The sequence below is a fragment of the Streptomyces sp. NPDC006610 genome (assembly GCF_040611575.1).
In the GTDB taxonomy this organism is placed as follows: Bacteria; Actinomycetota; Actinomycetes; order Streptomycetales; family Streptomycetaceae; genus Streptomyces.
On sequence record NZ_JBEXOP010000003.1, the window covers coordinates 238,778 to 263,530 of the forward strand.

The window sequence follows — 24,753 nt, forward strand, 5'->3', positions numbered from 1 at the left end:
TCCCCTCCTCACATCCGGAAAACGCCGAACCCGGGGTCACCGAGGGGCGCGTTGGCGCAGGCGGTCAGGGCCAGGCCCAGCACCTGCCGGGTCTCCAGCGGGTCGATGACGCCGTCGTCCCACAGGCGGGCGGTGGCGTAGTAGGCGTTGCCCTGGCGCTCGTACTGGGCGCGGATCGGGGCCTTGAAGGCCTCCTCGTCCTCGGCCGGCCACTGCTCGCCGCGCGCCTCCAGCTGGTCGCGCTTGACGGTGGCGAGGACGGAGGCGGCCTGCTCGCCGCCCATCACGGAGATCTTGGCGTTGGGCCACATCCACAGGAAGCGGGGGGAGTAGGCCCGGCCGCACATCGAGTAGTTCCCGGCGCCGTACGAGCCGCCGACCACGACCGTCAGCTTCGGCACGCGCGTGCAGGCGACGGCCGTGACCATCTTGGCGCCGTGCTTGGCGATGCCGCCGGCCTCGTAGTCCCGGCCGACCATGAAGCCGGAGATGTTCTGCAGGAACAGCAGCGGGATGCCGCGCTGGTCGCACAGCTCGATGAAGTGGGCGCCCTTCTGGGCGGACTCGGAGAACAGGATGCCGTTGTTGGCGACGATGCCGACCGGGTGGCCGTGGATGCGGGCGAAGCCGGTGACCAGGGTCTGTCCGAACTCCGCCTTGAACTCCGCGAACCGGGAGCCGTCGGTGATGCGGGCGATGATCTCGCGCACGTCGTAGGGCGTGCGGGGGTCGGCGGGCACGGCGCCGTACAGCCCGTGGGGGTCGACCTTCGGCTCGACGGCGGGCCGCACCTCCCAGGGCAGCGGGCCGCGCGCGGGCAGGGTGGCGACGATGGTGCGCACGATGCGCAGCGCGTGCGCGTCGTCCTCGGCGAGGTGGTCGGTCACGCCCGACACGCGCGCGTGGACCTCGCCGCCGCCGAGCTTCTCGGCCGTGACGACCTCGCCGGTGGCGGCCTTCACCAGGGGCGGGCCGCCCAGGAAGATGGTGCCCTGGTTGCGGACGATCACGGCCTCGTCGCTCATGGCCGGGACGTACGCCCCGCCGGCGGTGCAGGAGCCGAGCACGGCGGCGATCTGCGGGATGCCGGCCCCGGACATCCGGGCCTGGTTGTAGAAGATCCGCCCGAAGTGCTCCCGGTCGGGGAAGACCTCGTCCTGCATGGGCAGGAAGGCGCCGCCCGAGTCGACCAGGTACAGGCACGGCAGCCGGTTCTCCAGCGCCACCTCCTGGGCGCGCAGGTGCTTCTTGACGGTCATCGGGTAGTACGTGCCGCCCTTGACGGTGGCGTCGTTGGCGACGATCACGCACTCGCGCCCGCTCACCCGCCCGATCCCGGCGATCACCCCCGCGGCCGGGGCCTGTCCGTCGTACATCCCGTCGGCCGCCAGGGGCGCCAGCTCCAGGAAGGGCGAGCCGGGGTCCAGCAGGCCGTCCACCCGGTCGCGCGGCAGCAGCTTGCCGCGCGCGGTGTGCCGGGCCCGGGCCTTCTCACCGCCTCCCAGACGGGCGGCGGCCAGCTTGGCCCGCAACTCCTCGACCAGCGCGAGATGCGCGGCCTCATTGGCCTGCCAGGCCTCCGACGCGGGATCCGCCGCGGTCGTCAGCTCCGGTGCCTGGTCCATCCTCGCGGCCCCTTCATTGTGTTAGTGACCGTTAACGCGTTGCCCCCAGGTTAACGACCGCTAACCTCCCTGTCTAGAATCGCTTCCATGGCCACCAGAACGGACGCCCCGACCCGCCGCGAGCAGATCCTCAAGCAGGCCGCCCGGCTCTTCGCCGAGCGCGGCTTCCACGGCGTCGGGGTCGACGAGATAGGCGCCGCGGTCGGCATCAGCGGCCCCGGTCTCTACCGGCACTTCGCGGGCAAGGACGCGATGCTCGCGGAGCTGCTGGTCGGCATCAGCGGCCAGCTGCTGACCGGCGCGAAACGCAGGCTCGGCGAGGCCGGAGGCGTGGCGCCGGGGAAGGTCCTCGACTCGCTCATCGAGGGTCACATCGACTTCGCGCTCGACGACCGTCCCCTGATCACCCTGCACGACCGCGAGCTGGACCGCCTCCGGGACACCGACCGCAAGCTGGTCCGCCAGCTCCAGCGGCAGTACGTCGAACTGTGGGTGCAGGTCGTCCGCGACGCCTACCCGGCCCTGGCCGAGCCCGCGGCCCGCTCGGCCGTGCACTCGGTCTTCGGCCTGCTCAACTCCACCCCCCACCTGGGCCGCGGGGGCTCCCTGCCCGGCCGCGGCGCGACGGCGCAGCTGCTGCACCGCATGGCGCGGGGCGCGTTCGCGGCGGCGGCTCAGGCCTCCGGCGAGGACTGAGCGGTTCGGGGGAAGCCCAGCGCGTCGAGCAGGCCGTCGAAGAGGTCCTCCACGAAGGGCTCGTGCGCGCGCAGCAACTCCTTGATCCACGTCCGCTCCGCCGCGGCCCACGCGAGCGCGCCCGCGGCGTCGGCGGGCACGTCCGCGTCCAGCTCCGCGCGCTTGCGCCGCACGGCCTCGTCGAACTCGGGGTTGCCGATCCACAGGCCGGTGTCGTCGACGTCCTCGGGCTTCTCGGTGAGCAGGGCGGCGGCGTTGTCCAGGTTGAGCCATGCCCGCCGGCGCCGCCCGCCGGGGCCGAGCCCCGTGACGAGGGCGACGCCGCTGTCCGAGACGTCGGCGACGCAGACCGGGGCGCCGGTCCGAGCGACCAGCGCGGGGAGGTCGTCGTCACTCCAGAGCCCGTGGGTCAGCTCCAGGGTCTGCCATCCGCCCGGCCGCGGCTCCCCCGCGTGCACGGCGTCGCCGGGCTCCGGGCCGAGGCCGGCGAACACGGGCGCTGCCGCCGGCGGGCGCGGGCTGCGGGCGAAGACCGGGTGACCGGAGAAACCCACGGGAACTCCTGCGTGAGAGAGACGGTGTGCGCACTGTACGGGCGACCGCCGACATCGCCGGCCGGCGGCCTCCCGGGTCACCCGCGTCGCTCGCTCAGCCGTTCGCGCGCACCCGCAGCGAGTAGAAGCGCGTCGTCTGGGCGGCGTTCTGGTTGTCGTCGCTGGCCAGGAGGACGTCCAGGGCGCCGCGGCCCCGGCCGGTGACCGTCATAGCCTCGATGTTGTCGAGGAGCGGGTTGGGCTGCGGCTGCTTGGCCGTGGCGCCCAGGTCGGGGCAGTCGGCCAGGTCGGCCAGCAGGGTCTTGCCGACCAGGCGTACGCCGTCCTGCCCCGTCAGGTACGCGGTGCCGCCGACGTCCGTGGCGTGGCGCGGGTCGGCGAGGTACAGGCGGACGGTGTTGCCGACCCCGGCGGTGAAGCCGCGCTCCAGGACGAGCAGGCGGCCGTCCGGCGTGGCGGTGACCTCGGGGACGCCGAGCCCGGCGTCGGCGCGGTAGGCGTACTGCGCGCCCGGCGTGAAGCCGCCGCGCCCGCGGTTCCAGGTCTGCAGGCGCACGATCCCGGCGCTGTCGCCGGACAGGGCGTACTCCATGGAGGCGATCAGCGTCCGGCCGCCCGGCAGCAGGGTCAGGCCCTCGAACGTCCCGTTGACCGCGGCGCGCCCGGCCGGGGCGACCCGCAGGGCGTCGGGCACGGGCAGCCGGCCGAGGATGCGGCCGTCGCGCGAGTAACGGCGTACGGAGGGCTCGGTCTCGGAGGAGACCAGGTACGTGCCGTCCCGGTCCACGACAAGGCCCTCGGAGTCCAGCGCGGCCCCGTTCTCGTCGGCGAGCGGCACCACGCCCCGCGGCCGGAGCGTGCGCGCGTCCAGCGTGAACAGCGCGGAGCGGTCGGAGAGCGCGGCCAGCGTGCCGTCGCGGTGCGGGGCGAGGGCGGAGAAGTTGCCCACGAAGGTGTTCTCGTACGTCGTCTTGTCCAGGGCGTCGGAGAAGCCCCGGACGGAGACGGACGGCGAACAGGCGTTCTCCCACGAGCCGTTCGGGTGGGCGGCGGCGGGGCCGGCGGCGGTGAGGCAGGCGGCGGCCGACAGCGCGGCGGTGGCGGCGGCGAGTGCGGTGCGTACGGTTCTCAGGCGCATGGGCGTCACCGTAGGGCGGGCCGGTGACGGCGGGGAGGCGGGGCAGTGAAGGGCCGGTCGCCCGCGGCCCGGGCATGGTGGCTCGTCGGCAAATCGCCCGACCCTGCCTCCACTTGACGGTTTCCGTCATGCGCACGACACGTTAAGTTCACGCCCGGGAGCCCATGTCCATGTCACGCTCCCGTTTGCCCGCTCACTCAACACGCGTAGAACGGACGTCCCCTCATGCCCGCGACGCAGACACGCCGCTGGAAGTCCGTGGCGCTCGCCACGTCGGCCGTACTGGTCGGCCTCACCCTCCCCGCCCTGACCGCGACCCCGGCCGGCGCCACCACCACCGCGTACGACAGCACGTACTACGCGCCGGCGATCGGCAAGACCGGCACCGCGCTGAAGTCGTCCCTCCACACGATCGTCAGCAAGCAGACGAAGATCTCCTACTCCGCCGTCTGGGAAGCGCTGAAGGTCACCGACCAGGACCCCGGCAACACCAACAACGTCAGGCTGCTCTACTCCGGCATCTCCCGCAGCAAGTCCCTCAACGGCGGCAGCACCGGCAACTGGAACCGCGAGCACGTCTGGGCCCAGTCGCACGGCGACTTCGGCACCTCCGCCGGTCCCGGCACCGACCTGCACCACCTGCGTCCCGAGGACGTCCAGGTCAACAGCATCCGCGGCAACAAGGACTTCGACAACGGCGGCAGCAGCTTCACCAACAGCGGCGGCAGCCTCACCGACTCGAACTCCTTCGAGCCCCGCGACGCCGTCAAGGGCGACGTGGCCCGCATGATCCTCTACATGGCCGTCCGCTACGAGGGCGGCGACGGCTGGCCCGACCTGGAGCCCAACGACGCGGTCACCAACGGCAGCGTCCCGTACCACGGGCGCCTGTCAGTCCTGAAGCAGTGGAACGTCGAGGACCCGCCGGACGCCTTCGAGGAGCGCCGCAACCAGGTCATCCACTCGACCTACCAGGGCAACCGCAATCCGTTCATCGACCACCCGGAGTGGGTCGAGGCGATCTGGTAGCCCGTCGGCCGGCATCCGCCGGGCTCCCCGTCACACGGAGCCCGGCGGCGCCTCTTCCACGGTCGCGCTGCCTGCCCCGAAGCGGCCGTCGGCCGCAGTGCGTCGATCGTGGACGGCGTGCTCCGCGGGAACGTCCCAAGCGGTGGCCGGGTCCACGCGGCGCCCCCGGCACGGGCGGCGCGCCCCGCGCCACCGGTGCGCCCGCGTGACCGGCGCTCGCCATGGCCGGTGATCGCGCCGTCGGGCCTCCGGTTCGCTCCATGAGGTGGTGTGGGCGCCCACCCCGGGCGTGGCGTCGCGGGACGTGGGGACCATGGCGTCACCCCGGCGGTCCCGTCGGGGCGATGCCGTCCCGCAAACACCGGAAGAACTGGAGCGTCCCATGAAGCTTCGTACCTGGTCCGCCGCCGTCGCGCTCGTCCTGACCGCCCTCGTCCTGCCGGCGCAGGGGGCCGCCGCGCAGCCGCAGGAAGCCGCCGCCCCGCCGTCCTGCCCGGACGGGTCGATCTGCTTCTACAGCAAGGAGAACTTCCGCGGCAGCACCTGGGAGTGGACGGCGCGCAGCGGTTACCGCGACATGCCGTCCTTCCTCCACGACCACGTCGGCTCGTTCGTCGCCAGCACCCGCGCCTGCTTCATCAACTGGTCCCCGGTGGAGAAGCGGGACGTCTTCAACGGCGACTGGCGCTCGCGCTACCTGAGCGACTTCGGCGGCCGGATCGACGGCGTGGGCCGCGGACCCTGCTGACCGGGCCGCCGCTCGCGCCGCCGGCCCCGCTCACCCCGTGTGCGTCGGCGCGAACATCCGCAGTACCGCCGGGAGCACCACCACCGACGGCCCCGGGGTCCCCAGTGCCTTGGTCAGGTCCGCCGTCAGGGTCCCCGGGGTCGTGCGGACCGCGGGGACGCCGAAGGACTCGGCGAGGGCCGCGAAGTCGGGGCCGGTCAGGTCGGTGGCCGTGGGGGCGCCGTAGGCGTCGGTCATGTACTCGCGCAGGATGCCGTAGCCGCCGTCGTCGACGATCAGCCAGGTGACGTCCAGGCCGTACTGGCGGGCCGTGGCCAGCTCGGCGACCGAGTAGAGCGCGCCGCCGTCGCCGGAGACCGCGAGGACCGGGCGGGTGGGGTCGGCGACGGCCGCGCCCAGGGCCGCCGGGAAGGCGTAGCCGAGGCCGCCCGCGCCCTGCGCCGAGTGCATGGTGTTCGGGGCCTTGGGGTCGAAGGCGGACCAGGCCCAGTAGCCGAGGATCGTCATGTCCCAGAAGGACGGGGCGTCGGCCGGGAGGGCCGCGCGCACCGAGGCCAGGACGTCCTGCTCCACAGCGAGTCGCTGGCCGGCGAGCCGTTCGCGGACGCGGTCGAGGACCGCCCGCACCCGCGCGGGGGCGGCGGTGTCCTCGCGCGGCCCGACCGTCTCCAGGAGGGCCTGCAGGGCGAGGCGGGCGTCCGCGTGGATGCCGAGGGCCGGGTGGTTGGACTCCAGCTTGCCGAGGTCCGCCTCGATCTGGATCACCCGCCCGCGCGGCCGGAACGTGTGGTAGTTCGAGGAGAGTTCGCCCAGCCCCGAGCCGACCACCAGGAGCACGTCGGCGTCCTCCAGGAAGTCGGTCGTGTGCCGGTCCTCCAGCCAGGACTGAAGCGACAGCGGGTGGTTCCAGGGGAACGCGCCCTTGCCGCCGAAGGTCGTCACCACCGGGGCCGAGAGCCGTTCCGCCAGCTGCCGCAGCTTCTTGGCGGCGTCCGCGCGGACCACTCCGCCGCCCGCGACGATCGCCGGGCGGGCCGCCCGGGACAGCAGGTCGGCGGCCACGGCGGTGAGTTCGGGGCGGGGCGGAAGGTCCTCGGGGGTGGCGTCGACCGCCGTGACGACCGGCAGCGCGGCCGGGGCCGTGAGGACGTCCTGCGGGATCTCCACCCACACCGGGCCGTGCGGGGCGGTCAGCGCCGACCGCCAGGCCGCCGCGATCGCGGAGGGGATCTGCGACTGGCTGCGGACGGTGTGCACGGACTTGACCACGCCCCGGAACGACGCGGCCTGGTCGGGCAGTTCGTGGAGGTAGCCGCGCCGGCCGCCGCCGAGGCCCGCCGTCGGGACCTGGCTGGCGACGGCCAGGACCGGGGCCGAGGCCGCCGCCGCCTCCTGGAGCGCCGGAAGGGACATCAGCGCACCCGGCCCCGTCGACAGCAGCAGCGGCGCCGCCTCGCCGGTGATCCGGCCGTACGCGTCCGCCGCGAACCCGGCGTTGTTCTCCGTGCGCAGCCCGACGTAGCGCAGGTCCGAGCGGCGCAGGGCGTCGAACAGGCCGAGCGCGTGCTGCCCGGGCAGGCCGAAAACGGTGGTCGCGCCGAGCCCGGCCAGCGTCTCCACGACCAGGTCCCCGCCCGTGCGGCCGGGAGGAGGATGCAGCGCGGCCTCCGTCTGGGCGGCCGTCGGGCGCAGTTCCAGGTCGTGGTCGTGGGTCACTTGCTTTCGCTCTCCTCGCGGTTCTCCTCGCGGGCGGCGGCGATCCGGCGCGACATGATCGTGGTCAGTTCGTACGCCGTGTGGGAGGCGGCCACCGATGTGATCTCGGCGTGATCGTACGCGGGGGCCACCTCGACCACGTCCGCGGAGACCAGGTTGCAGGAGGCCAGGCCCCGCAGGATCTCCAGCAGCTCGCGCGAGGTCATGCCGCCGGCCTCGGGCGTGCCGGTGCCGGGCGCGTGGGCCGGGTCCAGGCAGTCGATGTCGATGGAGATGTACAGGGGGCGGTCACCGATGCGCTGGCGGAGCTGGTCGGCGACCTCGTCGGCGCCGCGGCGGTAGACGTCCGCCGAGGTGACGATGCCGAAGCCCATCTTCTCGTCGTCGGTGAGGTCCTGCTTGCCGTAGAGCGGGCCGCGGATGCCGACGTGGGACAGGGCGGAGGTGTCGAGGACGCCCTCCTCGACGGCTCGCCGGAACGGCGTGCCGTGCGTGTACTCGGCGCCGAAGTAGGTGTCCCAGGTGTCGAGGTGGGCGTCGAAGTGGAGCAGGGCGACCGGGCCGTGCTTCTTCGCCACCGAGCGCAGCAGGGGCAGGGCGATGGTGTGGTCGCCGCCGAGGGTCATCAGGCGGGCGCCCGTGCCGAGCAGCTCGTCGGCGGCGGCCTCGATGGTGTCCACGGCCTCGTTGATGTTGAACGGGTTGACCGCGATGTCGCCGCCGTCCGCGACCTGCGCGAGGGCGAAGGGGGAGGCGTCCTGCGCGGGGTTGTACGGGCGCAGCAGCCTCGACGCCTCGCGGATGGCGTTGCCGCCGAAACGGGCGCCCGGCCGGTAGGAGACGCCGGAGTCGAAGGGCACGCCCACGACGGCGACGTCGGCCGTGCCGACCTCGTCCAGGCGGGGGAGGCGGGCGAAGGTCGCGGGGCCGGCGTAGCGCGGGATGCGGGAGGAGTCGACGGGGCCGCGAGGCGTGTCGTTGCTGCTGCTCATGGGGGCGCTGCCTACTTTCCTGCGTTTCACTGTGCTGCGGGCCGGGACCGAGCCTAGGTGGCCGCAGGGCCGAGACGAAGAGTACGTTTCCTCCATTCACGTCATGCCGAATGGAGGAAATGCACACCGTGTCGGACGCCGCCTCCCCGCCCAGCCCACAGGCCCCGACTACCCCATATGCCCTGAACCCCCCTTCCGCCCCGCCGCATCCACCGGTCCCGCCTTCCCCACCCGTCCCGCCGACCCCTCCGGTCCCCCTCGCCGCCCTGCTGGCCCGCGACGACCTGGCCCTGCGGCAGCTCGCCGGGCCGTCGGGTCCGGACGTGGCGATCCACTGGGCGCACACCTCGGAGATGGCGGACCCCTACCCGTACCTGCTGGGCGGCGAGCTGCTGCTCACGGCCGGGGTGCACATCCCGGACGGGGCGGAGCAGGCGTATTTCGACGGCTATGTCGCGCGGATCGTCGACGCGGGCGGCGCGGCCCTCGGGTTCGGGGTGGCTCCGGTGCACGACACGGTGCCGGACGCGCTGGTGGCGGCCTGCGAGGCGCGTGGGCTGCCGCTGCTGGAGGTGCCGCCGCGGACCACCTTCTCCGGCGTGGCCCGCGCCGTCGGGCGGCTGGTCGCCCAGGCCCGGCTGGCCGAGCTGCGCCGGGTGACCGAGGCCCAGCGGAGCCTCGCGGCGGCGGCGTCCCGACCGGACCCGGCGCCGGCGGTGCTGCGGAGGCTGGCCCAGTGGGTGCGCGGCCGGGCGGTGCTGTACGGGCCGGACGGCACGGAGCTGGCGGCGGCCGGGCGGACGCCGGGCGAGGAGGCGTCGGGGGCGCTGGCGGGGCTGGCGCGCGCCGTCACCGAGCGCGCCTCGGCGTCGGCGTCGGACACCGTGGGCGCCGCGCACCTCACCGCGTACGCCCTCGGCGCCGGGCGGGGTCATGTCCTCGGCGTCGCCGCGCCGGGACGGGAACCCGGCGACCACACGATCGCCTCGGTCGCGGCGGTGCTGCTGACCCTCCTCACCGGCGAACGGCACGGCGCCGGCGCCGCCGCCCGCTCCTCCGCCCTCGTACGGCTGCTCCTCGGCGCGCGCCCGCAGGACGTGGCCCCGCTCCTCGGCGAGGGCCCCTGGCTGGTGGCGCACGCCCTGCCGGACGCGCCGCCCGCCGACCCGACGGCCGCCTCCGCCCTCGGCGCGGCGCTCGGCACCGCCCTGCTCGACCTGGCGCCGGACGTCGTACGGCTGCTGCTGCCCGCCGGCCGGGATGTGGCCCCGCAGCCGGGCTGGACCCTCGGCGTCAGCGCCCCGGCCGGTCCCGAGGCGTGGCCGGCCGCCGACGCGCAGGCCGCCCGCGCCCTGGCCCGCGCCCGCGCCATCCGGGCGCCCCTCGCCCGGCACGGCGCCGACCGCGCGGGACTGAGCGCACTCCTCCCCGAGGCGGAGGCGCAGGCTCACGCCCGTGCACTGCTCGCGCCCCTGGCCGCCGTCCCCGCGCTCCCCGAGACCCTGCGCACCTGGCTGTCCCTGCACGGCAGTTGGGACCGCACCGCCGTGGCCCTGTCGGTGCACCGCAACACCGTGCGGCAGCGCATCGCCCGGTGCGCGGCGCTGCTGGACGCTGACCTGGACGATCCGGACGTGCGGATGGAACTGTGGTTCGCCCTGCGGCACATGTGAGGCGCCCGGGACGGCCGGGGAGTGACGCACGTCCCAGCGGACGGGACGCCCGGGACGCGCACAGGCGTCTGCCCCACAATGGGAGCCATGCCGATATCCGGGACACCCAGCCGCGCCGAACTCGTCGAACACCTCGTGAGGACCCGTATCGCGGGCGACGTGGCCACCCCTCGTGAGAACAACCTCTCCCACTACCGTCAACTGGCGAACGGCGTCCGCAACTTCTGGCTCGGCCTGGAGCTCGGCGACCGCTGGACCGACGAGCAGGACGTGCTCGCGGTGATGGCGGAACGGGTGGGCGTCAACGACGACCCCGAGTACCGGTTCGGCCAGGACACCATCGACCCGGAGCTGACAGTCGCCGGGCTGGAGCGGCTGGCGGCCCGGCTGCGCAAGGCGGCCGACGGCGGGCAGCGGGTGCTGTTCGCGACCGGTCACCCGGGCGGCCTGCTCGACGTGCACCGCGCGACGGCCGCCGCGCTGCGGGCCGCGGGCTGCGAGATCGTCGTGATCCCGGAAGGGCTGCAGACGGACGAGGGCTATGTGATGCAGTTCGCGGACGTGGCGATGCTGGAGCACGGCGCGACGCTGTGGCACACCCACTCGGGCGAGCCGATGAAGGCGATCCTGACCGCCCTGGAGCGCGAGGGCCGCCCCCTGCCCGACCTGGTCGTCGCCGACCACGGCTGGGCGGGCTACGCCGGTCAGCACGGCGTCGACTCCGTCGGCTACGCCGACTGCAACGACCCGGCCCTGTTCCTCGCGGAGGCCGAGGGCACCGTCCAGGTGGCGGTCCCGCTGGACGACCACGTGGTCAGCCCCCGCTACTACGACCCGATGACGGCGTATCTGCTGTCGGAGGCGGGACTGGCGTAACGGGCCGCGCGCCCCCGCACGGGCGCGCGTTCCCCCCATCGGAAGCCGCCGGAAGCCGCCGGAAGCGGCCGGGAAGCGGCCGGAAGCAGTTGAGAGGCCGCCGGAAGCCGCCAGAAAGCCGTTGAGGACGCCCGAAGCCGTCGGAGGCCGCCGGTGCGCGCCGCCTCAGCCCCCGCGCGGCACCCGCAGCACGCCCTCCTGGATCACCGATATCGCCAGCCGCCCGTCCTGGGTGTAGATGCGGGCCTGGCCCAGGCCCCGGCCGCCGTGGGCCGTCGGCGAGTGCTGGTCGTACAGCAGCCACTCGTCGGCGCGGAACGGGCGGTGGAACCACATCGCGTGGTCCAGCGAGGCGCCGACCACGTCGCCGACGGCCCAGCCGCCGCGGCCGTGGGCGAGCAGCACGGAGTCCAGCAGCGTCATGTCGGAGACGTACGTCGCGAGGACGACGTGCAGCAGCGGGTCGTCCGCGAGCTTGCCGTTGGCGCGGAACCACACCTGGGAATGGGGCGCGCGGGGCTCGCCGTACCGGCCGAAGGGCGGGTCGTCGACGTAGCGCAGGTCGACCGCGGCGCGGGCCTCGATGAACCGCTCGACCGTCTCGGGGTCGAGGTGCGGGTAACCGCGCAGGCGGTCCTCGGAGGTGGGCAGCGTGGCCGGGTCGGGCGCGGGCGGTATCGGAGTCTGGTGGTCCAGGCCCTCCTCGGGCCGCTGGAAGGACGCCGACAGGGCGAAGATCGGCTTGCCGTGCTGGACGGCGACGACCCGGCGCGCGGTGAAGGAGCGGCCGTCGTTCATGCGGTCGACGGTGTAGACGATCGGCGCGCCCGGGTCGCCCATGCGCAGGAAGTACGCGTGCAGGGAGTGGGGCAGCCGGTCCGCGGCGGCCGTCCGGCCGGCGGCGACGAGCGCCTGGGCCGCGACCTGCCCGCCGAAGACGCGGGGGACCACGGCGGAACGGGACGTGCCGCGGAAGATGTCCTCCTCGATCTGCTCCAGGTCGAGCAGATCGAGGAGGTCCTGAAGTGCCTGGTTCATGGCACCTTTTCTACTGGCCGGTAATTGCGGGGACCTTACAGGCCCATGTCCTTCGCGATGATCATCTTCATGACCTCGCTGGTGCCGCCGTAGATCCGGTTGACCCGGTTGTCCGCGTACAGGCGGGCGATCGGGTACTCGTTCATGTAGCCGTAGCCGCCGTGCAGCTGGAGGCAGCGGTCGATGACGCGGTGGGCGACCTCGGTGCAGAACAGCTTGGCGCTTGCGGCCTCGGCGGCGGTCAGCTCGCCGGCGTCCAGGGCCTCCAGCGCGCGGTCGGCGACGGCCTCGGCGGCGTCCACCTCGGCCTGGCAGGCGGCCAGCTCGAACTTGGTGTTCTGGAACGCGGCGACCGGCTTGCCGAACACCGTGCGCTCCCGCACGTAGTTCTTGGCGAACCGCACCGCGGCCTTGGCCTGGGCGTAGGCGCCGAAGGCGATGCCCCAGCGCTCGGAGGGCAGGTTGGCGCCCAGGTAGGAGAAGCCCTTGTTCTCCTCGCCGAGCAGGTCCTCGACCGGCACCTTCACGTCGACGAACGCCAGTTCGGCGGTGTCGGACGTCTTCAGGCCCAGCTTGTCCAGCTTGCGGCCGACGGAGTAGCCCTCGGACCTGGTGTCCACGGCGAACAGCGAGATGCCGTGCCGGCGGTCCTCGGCGGTCGGCGGGGCGGTGCGGGCGCAGACGATCACCTTGTCGGCGTGCACGCCGCCGGTGATGAAGGTCTTGGCGCCGTTGAGGACGTAGTGCGTGCCGTCCTCGGAGAGCCGGGCGGTGGACTTCATGCCCGCGAGGTCGGAGCCGGTGCCCGGCTCGGTCATCGCGATCGCCCACATCTCCTCGCCGGAGACGAACTTCGGCAGGAAGCGCTTCTTCTGCTCCTCCGTGGCGAGCATCTTGATGTACGGGAGGGCCAGCAGCACGTGCACGCCGGAGCCGCCGAAGGTGACGCCCGCGCGGGCGGTCTCCTCGTACTGGATCGCCTCGAACTTGTGCGTGTCCAGGCCCGCGCCGCCGTACTCCTCGGGCACGTTGATGCCGAAGACGCCCAGCTCGCCGAGCTTGTAGTAGAAATCGCGGGGCGCCTGGCCCGCCGCGAACCACTCGTCGTACACCGGCACGACCTCGGCCTCGATGAAGGCGCGCAAGGTCTCCCGGAACGCCTCGTGATCCTCGTTGAACACCGTACGGCGCACGCCGCCACCTCCACGGGTACATGTCTAAGCGCTTGCTCACTCACCGTACCGGCGGGTAGGAACCGCGTCCAGACCGTCCGCCGGGTAACCCTCGTCACTCGCCGCGGCGCCCCGCGGGATGAAATCCGCCCCCACCGGTGTTGGTGCCTTCCGGCAGATCAGGTCCGTCGGCAGAAACGGAAGGCACCGCGTGGGCGCGCAACGGGGATGGGCACGACGGCTGGCCGGGTACGCCTGGCGTCATCCGAAGGACGTCGTCCTGGCCCTCGGGTCCTCACTCGCCGGCATGGCCGTGATGGCGCTGGTGCCGCTGATCACCAAGGTGATCATCGACGACGTGATCGGCGACAGGAGCCGCGCCATGGCCCCCTGGGCCGGCGCCCTCGTCGTGGCCGCGCTGCTCGTCTACGTCCTCACCTACATCCGCCGCTTCTACGGCGGCCGGCTCGCCCTCGACGTCCAGCACGACCTGCGCACCGAGATGTTCGAGACGATCACCCGGCTCGACGGCCGCCGCCAGGACGAGCTGTCCACCGGCCAGGTGGTCGGCCGGGCCACCAGCGACCTCCAGCTGATCCAGGGCCTGCTGTTCATGCTCCCCATGACGATCGGGAACTTCCTGCTCTTCCTGATCTCCCTGGTGATCATGGCGTGGCTGTCGGTCCCGCTCACCCTCGTCGCCCTCGCCGTCGCCCCCGCCATCTGGTGGATCGCCCAGCGCTCCCGGACCCGGCTGCACCCCGCCACCTGGTACGCGCAGGCCCAGGCCGCCGCCGTGGCCGGCGTGGTCGACGGCGCGGTCAGCGGCGTCCGCGTGGTCAAGGGCTTCGGACAGGAGGACCAGGAGACCGGGAAGCTGCGCGAGGTCGGCCGCAAGCTGTACGCGGGACGGCTGCGCACCATCCGCCTCAACAGCCGCTACACCCCTGCCCTCCAGGCCGTTCCCGCCCTCGGCCAGGTCGCCATGCTCGCGCTCGGCGGCTGGCTCGCCGTCCGCGGCGACGTCACCCTCGGCACCTTCGTCGCCTTCTCCACCTACCTCGCACAGCTCGTCGGCCCGGTGCGGATGCTCGCCATGGTCCTCACCGTCGGCCAGCAGGCCCGCGCCGGCACCGAGCGCGTCCTGGAGCTGATCGACACCGAGCCGACGCTCGCCGACGGCGCCCTGGAACTGCCCGCCGACGCCCCCGCCACCGTCGAGTTCGACGACGTCTCCTTCGGCTACGACCCCGACCGCCCCGTCCTCCAGGGCCTCTCCTTCGAGATCCGCCCCGGCGAGACCCTCGCCGTCGTCGGTTCCTCCGGCTCCGGCAAGTCCACCGTCTCCCTGCTCCTGCCGCGCTTCTACGACGTCACCCGCGGAGCCGTCCTCGTCGGCGGCCACGACGTGCGCGAGCTGACCCTGGACTCCCTGCGCGCCGCGATCGGACTCGTCCCCGAGGACTCCTTCCTCTTCTCCGACACCGTCCGCAACAACATCGCCTACGGCCGCCCCGATGCCACCGAGGAACAGATAGAACAGGCCGCCCGCGCGGCCCAGGCCCACCGTTTCATCGCCGAGCTGCCCGACGGCTACGACACCAAGGTCGGCGAGCACGGCCTGACCCTCTCCGGCGGCCAGCGACAGCGCGTCGCCCTCGCCCGCGCCATCCTCAGCGACCCCCGCCTGCTCGTCCTGGACGACGCCACCTCCGCCGTCGACGCCCGCGTGGAGCACGAGATCCACGAGGCCCTCCAGCAGGTCATGCGGGGCCGCACCACCCTCCTCATCGCCCACCGCCGCTCCACCCTCAACCTCGCCGACCGCATCGCCGTCCTCGACGGCGGCCGGCTCGCCGACATCGGCACCCACGAGGAACTCCAGCGCCGCTGTCCCCTCTACCGCCGCCTGCTCACCGACCCCGACGAACTCGGCGGCGTCTCCCCGGGCCACGCCCGGCCCGCCGCTCCGCCGGAGGACACCTCCGTCCGCGAGGAGCTGGACGCCGAGTTCGACGCCGAGCGCGGCGTCACCCCCCGGCTGTGGAGCGGCGACCGTGAGCCGAAGGACCCCGCGCTGGCCGGCACCCCGGCCACGCCCGAGCTGCTCGCCCAGGTCGACGCCCTCCCGCCGGCCGACGGCACGCCCGACGTGGACGAGGCGCGGGCGGTGCGCGCGGAGGAGTCGTACGGCCTGAAGCGGCTGCTGCACGGGTTCGGGCTGCCGCTGCTGGTCAGCCTCGGGCTGGTCGCCGTGGACGCCGGGATGGGCCTGCTGCTGCCGGTGCTGATCCGGCACGGCATCGACAGCGGCGTCGGCGAGGCCGCCGTCGGCGCGGTCTGGGCGGCCTCGCTGCTGGGCCTGCTGACCGTGCTCGCCCAGTGGGCCGCGCAGACCGGCGAGATCCGGATGACCGGCCGCACCGGCGAACGCGTCCTCTACGCGCTGCGGCTGAAGATCTTCGCCCAGCTCCAGCGGCTCGGCCTCGACTACTACGAGCGCGAGCTGACCGGCCGGATCATGACCCGGATGACCACCGACGTCGACGCGCTGTCGACGTTCCTGCAGACCGGCCTGGTCACCGCGTTCGTCTCCGTCGTCACCTTCTTCGGCATCATGGCCGCCCTGCTGGTGATCGACCTCCAGCTCGCCCTCGTGGTGTTCGCCACGCTGCCGCCGCTGATCATCGCCACCTACTTCTTCCGCAGGGCCAGCGTGAAGGCGTACGAACTGGCCCGCGAGCGCGTCTCCACCGTCAACGCCGGGCTCCAGGAGACCGTCGCCGGACTGCGGATCGTGCAGGCGTTCGGACGCGAGCGGGACGGCGCCCGGCGGTTCGCCGAGAGCAGCGACAGCTACCGTCAGGCCCGTATCCGCGGCCAGTGGCTGATCTCGGTCTACTTCCCGTTCGTGCAGTTCCTGTCCTCGGCCGCCGCCACCGCGGTGCTCGTCGCGGGCGCCGGCCGGGTGGACGCGGGCACCCTGACCACCGGCGCGCTGGTCGCCTACCTGCTCTACATCGACCTGTTCTTCGCCCCCGTCCAGCAGCTCTCCCAGGTGTTCGACGGCTACCAGCAGGCCTCCGTCTCCCTCGGCCGCATCCAGGAACTCCTCCAGGAGCCGACCTCCACCAAGAGCGCCGACGAGCCCCGCGAGGTGCTCTCGCTGCGCGGCGAGATCGCCTTCGAGGACGTGCACTTCGCCTACGGCGACGAGGAGGAGGCCCTGGCCGGCATCGACCTGCGCATCCCCGCCGGGCAGACCGTCGCCTTCGTCGGCGAGACCGGCGCGGGCAAGTCGACCCTGGTCAAGCTGGTCGCCCGGTTCTACGACCCGACCCGCGGCCGGGTCACCGCCGACGGCCAGGACCTGCGCACCCTCGACCTCACCTCGTACCGGCACCGGCTCGGCGTCGTCCCGCAGGAGGCCTACCTCTTCCCCGGCACCGTCCGCGACGCCATCGCCTACGGCCGCCCCGGCGCGACCGACGCCGAGGTGGAGGCGGCGGCCCGTGCGGTCGGCGCCCACGAGATGATCGCCCGCCTGGAGGGCGGCTACCTCCACCAGGTCGCCGAGCGCGGACGCAACCTCTCCGCCGGGCAGCGCCAGCTGATCGCGCTGGCCCGCGCCGAGCTGGTCGACCCGGACGTGCTGCTCCTCGACGAGGCGACGGCCGCACTCGACCTGGCCACCGAGGCGCTGGTCAACCAGGCGACGGACCGGATCGCGGGCCGCCGTACCACGCTGGTCGTCGCGCACCGGCTGACCACCGCCGCCCGCGCGGACCGGGTCGTCGTCATGGACCACGGCCGGGTCGCCGAGGACGGCACGCACGACGAACTCCTCGCGCGCGGCGGCCGGTACGCCGAGCTGTGGCGCACCTTCGTCGGCGCGCCCGACCCGGAGGAGACGGTCGGCGTCCGCGGCTGAGCAACCATCCGGCGTACGTCCCGCGTCCGTACACCAGTACGCTCATCACTGGGGTGACGGGGAGGACGAACAGTGAACGGGAGAGCGATACGACGCCGGGCGGCGCTCGGGACGGCGCTGCTGACCGCGTCCGGACTGCTCGCGCTCGCCGCGCCCGCCGAGGCCCACGCGGCGCCCTCAACCTGCGCCGGACGCAAGGTCAGGACGCTGCCCTTCTCCACCGGTTCGGTGCACGTCTACAAGAGCGGCGGCTATGTCTGCGCCCTCACCCTCGCGAAGAACCCGGGCCCCCGGCGCACCATGTCGGTCAGCGTCCAGGCGCGCGGCAGCCGCCCGGTCGTCGACAAGGGCGAGTACCGCAGGCACGCGGGTCCGGTGACCGTGCACGCCGGGCAGCGCTGCGTGTGGGTCAAGGGCTCGGTGTCGAGCGGCTCGGTCAGCTCGGGCTGGATCCTGTGCTGACCGCCTGACCGCCTGACCGCCTGACCGCCTGACCGCCTGACCCCCTCCGGCCCCTCACGCGCCGTCATTCCCCCTGGTGCACAGTCGTGTTCCTCCGATAGCTTCCGGCGCACATCTGTTCTCACAGGGGAGGGTGCATGCGCAAGGCGCTCAGATGGCTGCTCGCGCTCACCGTGTTCATAGGCACGCTGAGCACGGCCGGGGCGGCCACCGCCGCCCAGCCGGAGGCCACCGGTACGACGGACATCAGGGAGAGGCTGCTCTCCATACCGGGGATGAGCCTGGTCGAGGAGAAGCCGTACCCCGGCTACCGCTTCTTCGTCCTGAACTACACCCAGCCGGTCGACCACCGGCGGCCGTCCCAGGGCACGTTCCAGCAGCGGATCACCGTGCTGCACAAGGACGTCTCCCGTCCGACGGTCTTCTACACCGGCGGCTACAACGTCTCCACGACGCCCAGCCGCCGCGAGCCGACCCAGATCGTGGACGGCAACCAGGTCTCCATGGAGTACCGCTACTTCACCCCGTCCCGGCCCGCGCCGGCCGACTGGAGCAAGCTGGACATCTGGCAGGCCGCCACCGACCAGCACCGCATCCACCGGGCGCTGAAGCCGGTCTACTCGCAGAAGTGGCTGTCCACGGGCGGCTCCAAGGGCGGCATGACCGCCACCTACTACGAGCGTTTCTACCCGCGCGACATGGACGGCGTCGTCGCCTACGTCGCCCCCAACGACGTGGTGAACCAGGAGGACTCCGCCTACGACCGCTTCTTCGCCACCGTCGGCACCGAGGAGTGCCGCGACCGCCTGAACGGCGTCCAGCGCGAGGCCCTGGTGCGCCGGGAGGCGCTGGAGAAGCGCTACGAGGCCTACGCCGCCGAGAACGGCTACACCTTCCACACCGTCGGCAGCCTCGACAGGGCGTACGAGGCGACCGTGCTCGACTACGTCTGGGGCTTCTGGCAGTACAGCCTGCTCTCCGACTGCGACACCATCCCGGCCGACGCGGAGAACGCCACCGACGACGAGATCTGGACCTCGATCGACACGATCGCCGGGTTCTCGTTCTACACCGACCAGGGCCTGGAGCCGTACACGCCGTACTACTACCAGGCGGGCACCCAGCTCGGCGCGCCCACCATCCACTTCCCGCACATCGAGAAGCAGTACGTCCGCTACGGCTACCTGCCGCCGCGGTACTTCGTGCCGCGGGAGATCCCGATGAAGTTCGAGCCGGGCGCGATGCGCGACATCGACCGCTGGGTCCGCCACAACGCCGACCGGATGCTGTTCGTCTACGGCGAGAACGACCCGTGGGGCGCCGAGCCGTTCCGCCTCGGCAAGGGAGCGCGCGACTCCTACGTCCTCACCGCGCCCGGCGCCAACCACGGCGCCCGCGTGGCCGGCCTGGTCGAGGACGAGAAGGCCCTCGCCACCGCGAAGATCCTCGAGTGGGCGGGCGTCGCCCCGGCCGCCGTCCGCGCGGACGCGTCCAAGGCCAAGCCGCTGGCCCGCTACGACGCCAAGCTGGACAAGCGCGGCCCGGAGCGGACGCTGCGCCCGTAACCGACGGCCGTACCGGCACCACCCGTCGCCCGGCTCCTGGTCTCCAGGGGCCGGGCGCTCGCCGTCCGCCCGCTCCGTACGTCCGTCCGCTCAGTACGTCAGCCCGTGCCCCAGCGGATACAGCACAGCCGACGGGTCGTCCGCCCGCTGCACCGGCACCGGAAGCCGCCCGTCCGGGGACACCCTCCCGGCGATCGCCCGCGCCGCCGCCCGCAGTTCGACGTCCGTCCAGGAGTACGTGGCCAGGTACGCGCGCACACGCGGCAGGTGGGCCACGTCGTACGGGTTGCGGATCGCCACCGCGACCACCGGACGCCCGGTCGCCAGCAGCCGTTCCACCAGCGTCTTCTGCGTGCTGCCCGCCGTGACGTTGTACGTCGCGACCACCACGGCGTCCGCCTGCCCGGCCGCCGTCACCGCCCGCTCGACGACCGCCGAGGACGGGGCCGTGCCCGTCGACAGGGCCGTCGCCGTGAAACCCAGCTCCGTCAGCGCGGCGGCCAGCACCCGCGTGGGCGGGCCCGTGGTGCCGGACGGCGAGGCCGGGTCGGCGCCGACCACCAGCAGCCGGGGATGCTCGCCGCGGGACAGCGGGAGCAGCCCGCCCTCGTTGACCAGGAGCGTCGTGGTGCGGTCGGCGATCCGGTCGGCCGTCGCCAGATGCGCGCGCCGGCCCACCACCCGGCCGACCTCGGCCTCGTCGGCGTAGGGCTGCTCGAACAGGCCCAGCTTCGCCTTCAGCCGCAGCACCCGCAGGATCGATTCGTCGAGCCGGGCCTCCGTCAGCTCGCCGTCGCGCACGGCCCGCAGGACGGCGTTCCAGGCGAGGTCCAGCTTGGGCGGGTTGAGCAATTGATCCACGCCCGCCTTCAGCGCCAGCACCGGCACCCGGTCGTCGCCGTACTTCGTCCGCACGCCCGCCATGTCGAGGGCGTCGGTCACCACCACCCCGTCGTAGCCGAGCCGTTCGCGCAGGAGGCCGGTGACGATGGGGCGGGACAGGGTCGCCGGGTCGCCGGAGTCGTCCAGCGCGGGGACCAGGATGTGCGCGGTCATGATCGAGTCGATGCCGGCCTCGATCGCGGCGCGGAACGGCGGCGCGTCCAGCGCCTCCCACTGCTCCCGCGTGTGGGTGATGGTGGGGAAGCCGTAGTGGCTGTCGACCTCCGTGTCGCCGTGTCCCGGGAAGTGCTTGGCGGTCGCCGCGACCCCGCTGCCCTGGTACCCGGCGACCTCGGCCGTGACCAGCCGGGCCACCGCGTCCGGGTCCGCGCCGAAGGAGCGCACGCCGATCACCGGGTTGGCCGGGTTGACGTTCACGTCGGCGACGGGGGAGTAGTCCTGCCGTACGCCCATCGCGCGCAGCTCCCGGCCCGCGACCCGGCCCAGGGTGCGGGCGGCGCCGTAGGAACCGCTCGCGCCGATCGCCATGGCTCCCGGGAACAGGGTGGCCGGCTTGCCCACGCGGGCGACGATGCCGTGCTCCTGGTCGGTGGAGACCAGCAGCGGCAGGCCCCGCTCCGGTGCGAGGGAGGCCCGCTGGAGGCCGTTGGACAGGCCGGCGATCTGGCGCGGGTCACGGGTGTTGTGCGCCCACACGAAGTAGATGACGCCGCCCAGCCGGTACTTGGCGACGACCTCGGCGGCCGTCCGCACGCCGAAGTTTGCGAGGTTGGCGTCCACGTCGGCCTGTTCGGGGGCGGTGGCGGAGTGACCGTAGACGCGGGAGACGAAGAGCTGGCCGACCTTCTCCTCCAGCGTCATCCGGGAGATCAGGGCGCGCAGGGCGTCGTCGTCCGGCCCCGCCGCCCGGGCGGATCCGCCCACGGCGAGGGCGGCCGTGACCCCGGCCGTGGCGGCGAGGACGGTGCGCCGGGAGGCTGTGGCGGGTCGAGCGGTGTTTCCCGTGCTGGTGTGGTGCACGTGCGCTCCTTCCGGAGGAGGTCCGCTGAAGGATCTGAAGGAAACTTCCGAGGAGTCACCAATATCCGGGAAGTTTCTGCCGGTCAAGGGAGTGCACAGTACCCGGCGGCCCGGCCCGTCGCCCCCGTGGACACGGCCCCCGCGCGGGCCGCGGTCCCGGTCCATCCCGTGGACGCCCTGGCGCACGGGGCCGCCGCCGCCCGATCATGAGTCCATGCCTGTAGCCGAGATCCCCGGTTCCAAGTCCATCACCGCCCGCGCGCTGTTCCTCGCGGCGGCGGCCGACGGAGTCACCACCCTGCGGCGGCCGCTGCGCTCGGACGACACCGAGGGCTTCGCCGAGGGGCTGACCCGCCTCGGCTACCGGATAGGCCGGGCGCCGGACGCCTGGCAGGTCGACGGCCGCCCGCAGGGACCCGCCGTCCCGGAGGCCGACGTCTACTGCCGCGACGGCGCCACCACCGCCCGCTTCCTGCCCGCCCTCGCCGCCACCGGCCGCGGCACCTACCGCTTCGACGCCTCGCCCCAGATGCGCCGCCGCCCCCTGCTGCCGCTCACCCGGGCCCTGCGCGACCTCGGCGTGAACCTGGTCCACGAGGAGGCCGAGGGCCACCACCCGCTGACCGTCCACGCGTCCGGCGTCGAGGGCGGCGAGGTCACCCTCGACGCGGGCCAGAGCTCCCAGTACCTCACCGCGCTCCTCCTGCTCGGCCCGCTCACCCGCACCGGCCTGCGCATCAGGGTCACCGACCTGGTCTCCGTCCCTTACGTCGAGATCACCATCGCGATGATGCGGGAGTTCGGCGTCGAGGTGCGCCGGGAAGGAGACGTCTTCGTCGTCCCGCCCGGCGGCTACCGCGCCACCGCCTACGCCATCGAGCCGGACGCCTCCACCGCCAGCTACTTCTTCGCCGCCGCGGCCCTCACCGGCGGCGAGGTCACCGTCCCGGGCCTCGGCGAGGGCGCCCTCCAGGGCGACCTCGGCTTCGTCGACGTCCTGCGCAGGATGGGCGCCGACGTGGAGACCACCGCCGACCGCACGACCGTCCGGGGCACCGGCACGCTCGGCGGCGTGACCGTCAACATGCGGGACATCTCCGACACCATGCCGACCCTCGCCGCCATCGCCCCCTTCGCCTCGGGACCCGTGCGCATCGAGGACGTCGCCAACACCCGCGTCAAGGAGTGCGACCGCCTGGAGGCCTGCGCGGAGAACCTCCGCCGCCTCGGCGTGACCGTGGAGACCGGCCCCGACTGGATCGAGGTCCGGCCCGGAGCGCCCGGACGCGGCACCGAGATCAAGACCTACGGCGACCACCGCATCGTCATGTCCTTCGCGGTCGCCGGCCTGCGCGCGCCGGGCATGACCTACGACGACCCCGGCTGCGTGCGCAAGACCTTCCCCGACTTCCACGAGGCGTTCGCGGCGTTCCGGAAGGAGCTGGGGGCGTGACCTTCGACCTGCGCACGCCGGTCCTTGAGGGCACGCTGGTGCGCCTGGAGCCGCTGGAGCACCGCCACGCGGCCGGCCTCGCCGAGGCGGCGCAGGAGAACCGGGACACCTACGGCTACACCCTGGTCCCCGGCCCCGACGACGTCGGCGACTACATCGACGGCCACCTCGCCCGCGCCGCCGCCGGCCGCCAGGCGCCCTTCGCCCAGGTGTCCCTGGCGACCGGCCGCGTGGTCGGCTCGACGTCCTTCTGGGACCCGCGCTGCTACCACTCCGCCGACCGCCTGGACGCCGTCGAGATCGGCTACACCTGGCTGGCCCGCTCGGCCCAGGGCACGGGCGTCAACGCCGAGGCCAAACTCCTGCTCTTCCTGCACGCCTTCGAGGAGTGGGGCGTCGCCCGCGTCGACCTGAAGACCGACGCCCGCAACGCCCGCTCCCGCGCGGCCATCGAGAGCGTCGGCGCCCGTTTCGAGGGCGTGCTGCGCAACTGGTCCCGCTCCTGGGCGCCGGGCGAGGAGGGCCTGTCCCGCGACTCGGCGATCTTCTCGATCACGGCGCAGGAGTGGCCGCAGCGGCGGCGGGCGCTGGAGGAACGCGTGGCGTCGTACGCGGCAGCGTCTCGGACCGAGGGGCCCGGCGTCACGCCGACTCGTTGAGCAGCCGCCCCAGGTGCTCCCGGCCGGCGGCCAGCAGGCCGGGGAGCGGGGCGGCGGCCTCGTACCACCGCTTCTCGTACTCCCAGCACAGCCAGCCGTCCCAGCCGTGCCGGGAGAGCACCTCGACGCACTCGGCGATCGGCAGGACGCCCGCGCCGAGCGGGAGCGGGGTCGTGTCGTCGGGGGAGGCGATGTCCTTCACCTGGACGTAGCCGAGGTGCGGGGAGAGGGCGGCGAAGGTCTCCGACGGCTGCTCCCCGCCGAGCCAGGTGTGCATCACGTCCCACAGGGCCCCGGCGTTGCGGTGCCCGACCGGTCCGAGGACGCGGATGACGTCGGCGCCGGTGCGGTGCGAGTCGTGGGTCTCCAGCAGGACGCGCACCCCGGCGTCGGCGGCGTACTCGGCGGCGGTGCCCAGACGCCGGGCGGCGACGGCGTCGGCCTCCTCGGGCGGCTGGCCGTTGACGTCGGCGCCGGGGAAGACGCGGATGTACGGGGCGCCCAGGTCGCGGGCCAGGTCGAGCAGGGCGCGGATCTCGTCGAGCACGGGCCCGTCGTCCCCGGGCGCGGCCACGCGGGCGTACCCGGCCAGGCCGAGCACCTCGACGCCGGCCGCCTTGAACGCGGCGGCGGCCTCCTCGCGCGCGCCCGTGTCGAGGCCGGGGTGCACCGGTTCGTCGGGGTGGGCGCGCAGCTCGACACCGTGATAGCCGTGCGCGGCCGCCAGTCGCAGGACGTCCGGGAGGGGCATGCCGGGGACACCGAGGGTGGAGAACGCCAGTTTCATGCCCTCAGCTTGGTACACACCCGCCCCACGGGGCTACCGCGCCTCGGCCCGCCGGTAGACGCAGACCTGGGCGCCCGCGGGCCCAGCGGCTGCCGAGACCGGCTCGAACACCGTCTTGCGCCCGCCCTCCGGGAAGATCGACTTGCCGCCGCCGAGGATCACCGGCGACACGATCAGCCGCAGCTCGTCGACCAGGTCCTCGGCGAGGAGCAGCCGGGCGAGGGTGGGGCTGCCCATGACGAGCAGGCTGCCCTCCCCGTCGGCCACGCGCAGCTTGCGCACCTCGGCGACGGCGTCGGCGGCCGGGATCAGCGTGCTGTTCTCCCAGGTCAGGTCGGTTTCGGCGAGGGTGCCGCTGACGACGTACTTCCGGATGGAGTTCATCCGGTCGGCGAACGGGTCCCCCGCCCGCTCCGGCCAGGCGCCGGCCATCGTCTGCCAGGTCCGCCGCCCGAACAGCAGCGCGCCGGCCTCGTCGAGGGCCGCGTCGAAGGCGCCGCCGACGACCTCCGGGTCGAAGAAGTCGTGCGACCAGCCACCGTGGGCGAACCCGCCGTCGGTGTCCTCCTCGGGCCCGCCGGGGGCCTGGACGACGCCGTCGAGGCTGATGAACTCGCTGATGACGATGCGCATGGGGTGGCTCCTCGTGCTTTCGAACGTGTGCGACGGGCCCGAACGTGTGCGGTGTCCGGACGCCTGCGATGTGTCCTGCGTCC

General features: G+C 73.5%; 20 protein-coding genes. 10 read left to right on the forward strand and 10 right to left on the reverse strand.

The window, feature by feature from the left end:
• Positions 1–8: 8 nt before the first annotated feature.
• A complete protein-coding gene (locus ABZY13_RS04290) occupies positions 9–1,625 on the reverse strand; it encodes a carboxyl transferase domain-containing protein (RefSeq protein WP_356627334.1) in 1,617 nt (538 codons plus the stop codon).
• A gap of 87 nt (positions 1,626–1,712) precedes the next feature.
• Between ABZY13_RS04290 and ABZY13_RS04295 the strand changes: the two genes are divergently transcribed.
• A complete protein-coding gene (locus tag ABZY13_RS04295) occupies positions 1,713–2,321 on the forward strand; it encodes a TetR/AcrR family transcriptional regulator (protein ID WP_356627335.1) in 609 nt (202 codons plus the stop codon).
• Here the strand turns inward: ABZY13_RS04295 and ABZY13_RS04300 are convergent.
• Positions 2,300–2,875, reverse strand: coding sequence for a hypothetical protein (locus tag ABZY13_RS04300; protein ID WP_356627336.1), 576 nt, complete (start codon positions 2,873–2,875; stop codon positions 2,300–2,302). The genes ABZY13_RS04295 and ABZY13_RS04300 overlap by 22 nt on opposite strands.
• Before the next feature lie 94 nt (positions 2,876–2,969).
• Positions 2,970–4,013 carry an esterase-like activity of phytase family protein gene (locus ABZY13_RS04305; protein WP_356627337.1) on the reverse strand — a complete coding sequence of 348 codons (1,044 nt, stop codon included), beginning with the start codon at positions 4,011–4,013 and terminating at the stop codon, positions 2,970–2,972.
• 225 nt (positions 4,014–4,238) lie between these two features.
• Between ABZY13_RS04305 and ABZY13_RS04310 the strand changes: the two genes are divergently transcribed.
• Positions 4,239–5,042, forward strand: a complete 804-nt coding sequence (locus tag ABZY13_RS04310) for an endonuclease (RefSeq protein WP_356627338.1) — start codon at positions 4,239–4,241, stop codon at positions 5,040–5,042.
• A gap of 382 nt (positions 5,043–5,424) precedes the next feature.
• On the forward strand, positions 5,425–5,790 hold the full coding sequence (locus tag ABZY13_RS04315; protein WP_356627339.1) for a peptidase inhibitor family I36 protein: 366 nt from the start codon (positions 5,425–5,427) through the stop codon (positions 5,788–5,790).
• 30 nt (positions 5,791–5,820) lie between these two features.
• Here the strand turns inward: ABZY13_RS04315 and ABZY13_RS04320 are convergent, their stop codons facing one another.
• Positions 5,821–7,506, reverse strand: coding sequence for a thiamine pyrophosphate-binding protein (locus ABZY13_RS04320; RefSeq protein ID WP_356627340.1), 1,686 nt, complete (start codon positions 7,504–7,506; stop codon positions 5,821–5,823).
• Positions 7,503–8,498, reverse strand: coding sequence for an agmatinase (gene speB, locus ABZY13_RS04325; RefSeq protein ID WP_356627341.1), 996 nt, complete (start codon positions 8,496–8,498; stop codon positions 7,503–7,505). Before speB ends, ABZY13_RS04320 begins: the two co-directional genes overlap by 4 nt.
• A gap of 182 nt (positions 8,499–8,680) precedes the next feature.
• Here speB and ABZY13_RS04330 point away from each other — a divergent pair, with 182 nt between their 5' ends.
• Entirely contained in the window at positions 8,681–10,171 is a 1,491-nt protein-coding gene (locus tag ABZY13_RS04330; protein ID WP_356627371.1) for a PucR family transcriptional regulator, read from the forward strand.
• 87 nt (positions 10,172–10,258) lie between these two features.
• A complete protein-coding gene (locus ABZY13_RS04335) occupies positions 10,259–11,047 on the forward strand; it encodes a phosphatase (RefSeq protein WP_356627342.1) in 789 nt (262 codons plus the stop codon).
• 165 nt (positions 11,048–11,212) lie between these two features.
• Here ABZY13_RS04335 and ABZY13_RS04340 read toward each other — a convergent pair whose 3' ends face one another.
• Positions 11,213–12,085, reverse strand: coding sequence for an acyl-CoA thioesterase II (locus ABZY13_RS04340; protein WP_356627343.1), 873 nt, complete (start codon positions 12,083–12,085; stop codon positions 11,213–11,215).
• Between the two features lie 35 nt (positions 12,086–12,120).
• Positions 12,121–13,278 (reverse strand): acyl-CoA dehydrogenase family protein, encoded by a 1,158-nt coding sequence (locus tag ABZY13_RS04345; protein ID WP_356627344.1) that lies wholly within the window; start codon positions 13,276–13,278, stop codon positions 12,121–12,123.
• Positions 13,279–13,468: 190 nt separating this feature from the next.
• Between ABZY13_RS04345 and ABZY13_RS04350 the strand changes: the two genes are divergently transcribed.
• From ABZY13_RS04350 to ABZY13_RS04360, 3 genes are all read left to right on the forward strand, one after another.
• Positions 13,469–17,188: an ABC transporter ATP-binding protein gene (locus tag ABZY13_RS04350; protein WP_356627345.1), complete on the forward strand. Its 3,720-nt coding sequence runs from the start codon at positions 13,469–13,471 to the stop codon at positions 17,186–17,188.
• Between the two features lie 72 nt (positions 17,189–17,260).
• On the forward strand, positions 17,261–17,650 hold the full coding sequence (locus ABZY13_RS04355) for a hypothetical protein (RefSeq protein WP_356627346.1): 390 nt from the start codon (positions 17,261–17,263) through the stop codon (positions 17,648–17,650).
• Between the two features lie 137 nt (positions 17,651–17,787).
• On the forward strand, positions 17,788–19,215 hold the full coding sequence (locus ABZY13_RS04360) for a S28 family serine protease (protein WP_356627347.1): 1,428 nt from the start codon (positions 17,788–17,790) through the stop codon (positions 19,213–19,215).
• Between the two features lie 90 nt (positions 19,216–19,305).
• Here ABZY13_RS04360 and ABZY13_RS04365 read toward each other — a convergent pair whose 3' ends face one another.
• Positions 19,306–21,138: a glycoside hydrolase family 3 protein gene (locus tag ABZY13_RS04365; protein ID WP_356627348.1), complete on the reverse strand. Its 1,833-nt coding sequence runs from the start codon at positions 21,136–21,138 to the stop codon at positions 19,306–19,308.
• A gap of 214 nt (positions 21,139–21,352) precedes the next feature.
• Between ABZY13_RS04365 and aroA the strand changes: the two genes are divergently transcribed.
• Together aroA and ABZY13_RS04375 are read left to right on the forward strand one after the other, a co-directional pair.
• Entirely contained in the window at positions 21,353–22,591 is a 1,239-nt protein-coding gene (aroA, locus tag ABZY13_RS04370; protein ID WP_356627349.1) for a 3-phosphoshikimate 1-carboxyvinyltransferase, read from the forward strand.
• Complete coding sequence (locus ABZY13_RS04375; RefSeq protein WP_356627350.1) at positions 22,588–23,250, forward strand: GNAT family protein; 663 nt, start codon at positions 22,588–22,590, stop codon at positions 23,248–23,250. The genes aroA and ABZY13_RS04375 overlap by 4 nt, the downstream gene beginning before the upstream one ends.
• Here the strand turns inward: ABZY13_RS04375 and ABZY13_RS04380 are convergent.
• Positions 23,234–24,037: a sugar phosphate isomerase/epimerase family protein gene (locus tag ABZY13_RS04380; RefSeq protein WP_356627351.1), complete on the reverse strand. Its 804-nt coding sequence runs from the start codon at positions 24,035–24,037 to the stop codon at positions 23,234–23,236. The two genes, ABZY13_RS04375 and ABZY13_RS04380, sit on opposite strands and share 17 nt — an antisense overlap.
• 33 nt (positions 24,038–24,070) lie before the next feature.
• Positions 24,071–24,670, reverse strand: a complete 600-nt coding sequence (locus ABZY13_RS04385; protein WP_356627352.1) for a dihydrofolate reductase family protein — start codon at positions 24,668–24,670, stop codon at positions 24,071–24,073.
• Between the last annotated feature and the right edge of the window lie 83 nt (positions 24,671–24,753).

Excerpts from the sequence above, each read along its gene's own strand:
- ABZY13_RS04380 (WP_356627351.1), bottom strand. The coding sequence starts at position 24,037 with ATGAAACTGGCGTTCTCCACCCTCGGTGTCCCCGGCATGCCCCTCCCG.
- ABZY13_RS04305 (WP_356627337.1), bottom strand. The coding sequence starts at position 4,013 with ATGCGCCTGAGAACCGTACGCACCGCACTCGCCGCCGCCACCGCCGCG.
- ABZY13_RS04295 (WP_356627335.1), top strand. The coding sequence starts at position 1,713 with ATGGCCACCAGAACGGACGCCCCGACCCGCCGCGAGCAGATCCTCAAG.
- ABZY13_RS04360 (WP_356627347.1), top strand. The coding sequence starts at position 17,788 with ATGCGCAAGGCGCTCAGATGGCTGCTCGCGCTCACCGTGTTCATAGGC.
- ABZY13_RS04340 (WP_356627343.1), bottom strand. The coding sequence starts at position 12,085 with ATGAACCAGGCACTTCAGGACCTCCTCGATCTGCTCGACCTGGAGCAG.
- speB (WP_356627341.1), bottom strand. The coding sequence starts at position 8,498 with ATGAGCAGCAGCAACGACACGCCTCGCGGCCCCGTCGACTCCTCCCGC.
- ABZY13_RS04310 (WP_356627338.1), top strand. The coding sequence starts at position 4,239 with ATGCCCGCGACGCAGACACGCCGCTGGAAGTCCGTGGCGCTCGCCACG.
- ABZY13_RS04315 (WP_356627339.1), top strand. The coding sequence starts at position 5,425 with ATGAAGCTTCGTACCTGGTCCGCCGCCGTCGCGCTCGTCCTGACCGCC.
- ABZY13_RS04385 (WP_356627352.1), bottom strand. The coding sequence starts at position 24,670 with ATGCGCATCGTCATCAGCGAGTTCATCAGCCTCGACGGCGTCGTCCAG.
- ABZY13_RS04290 (WP_356627334.1), bottom strand. The coding sequence starts at position 1,625 with ATGGACCAGGCACCGGAGCTGACGACCGCGGCGGATCCCGCGTCGGAG.
- ABZY13_RS04335 (WP_356627342.1), top strand. The coding sequence starts at position 10,259 with ATGCCGATATCCGGGACACCCAGCCGCGCCGAACTCGTCGAACACCTC.
- aroA (WP_356627349.1), top strand. The coding sequence starts at position 21,353 with ATGCCTGTAGCCGAGATCCCCGGTTCCAAGTCCATCACCGCCCGCGCG.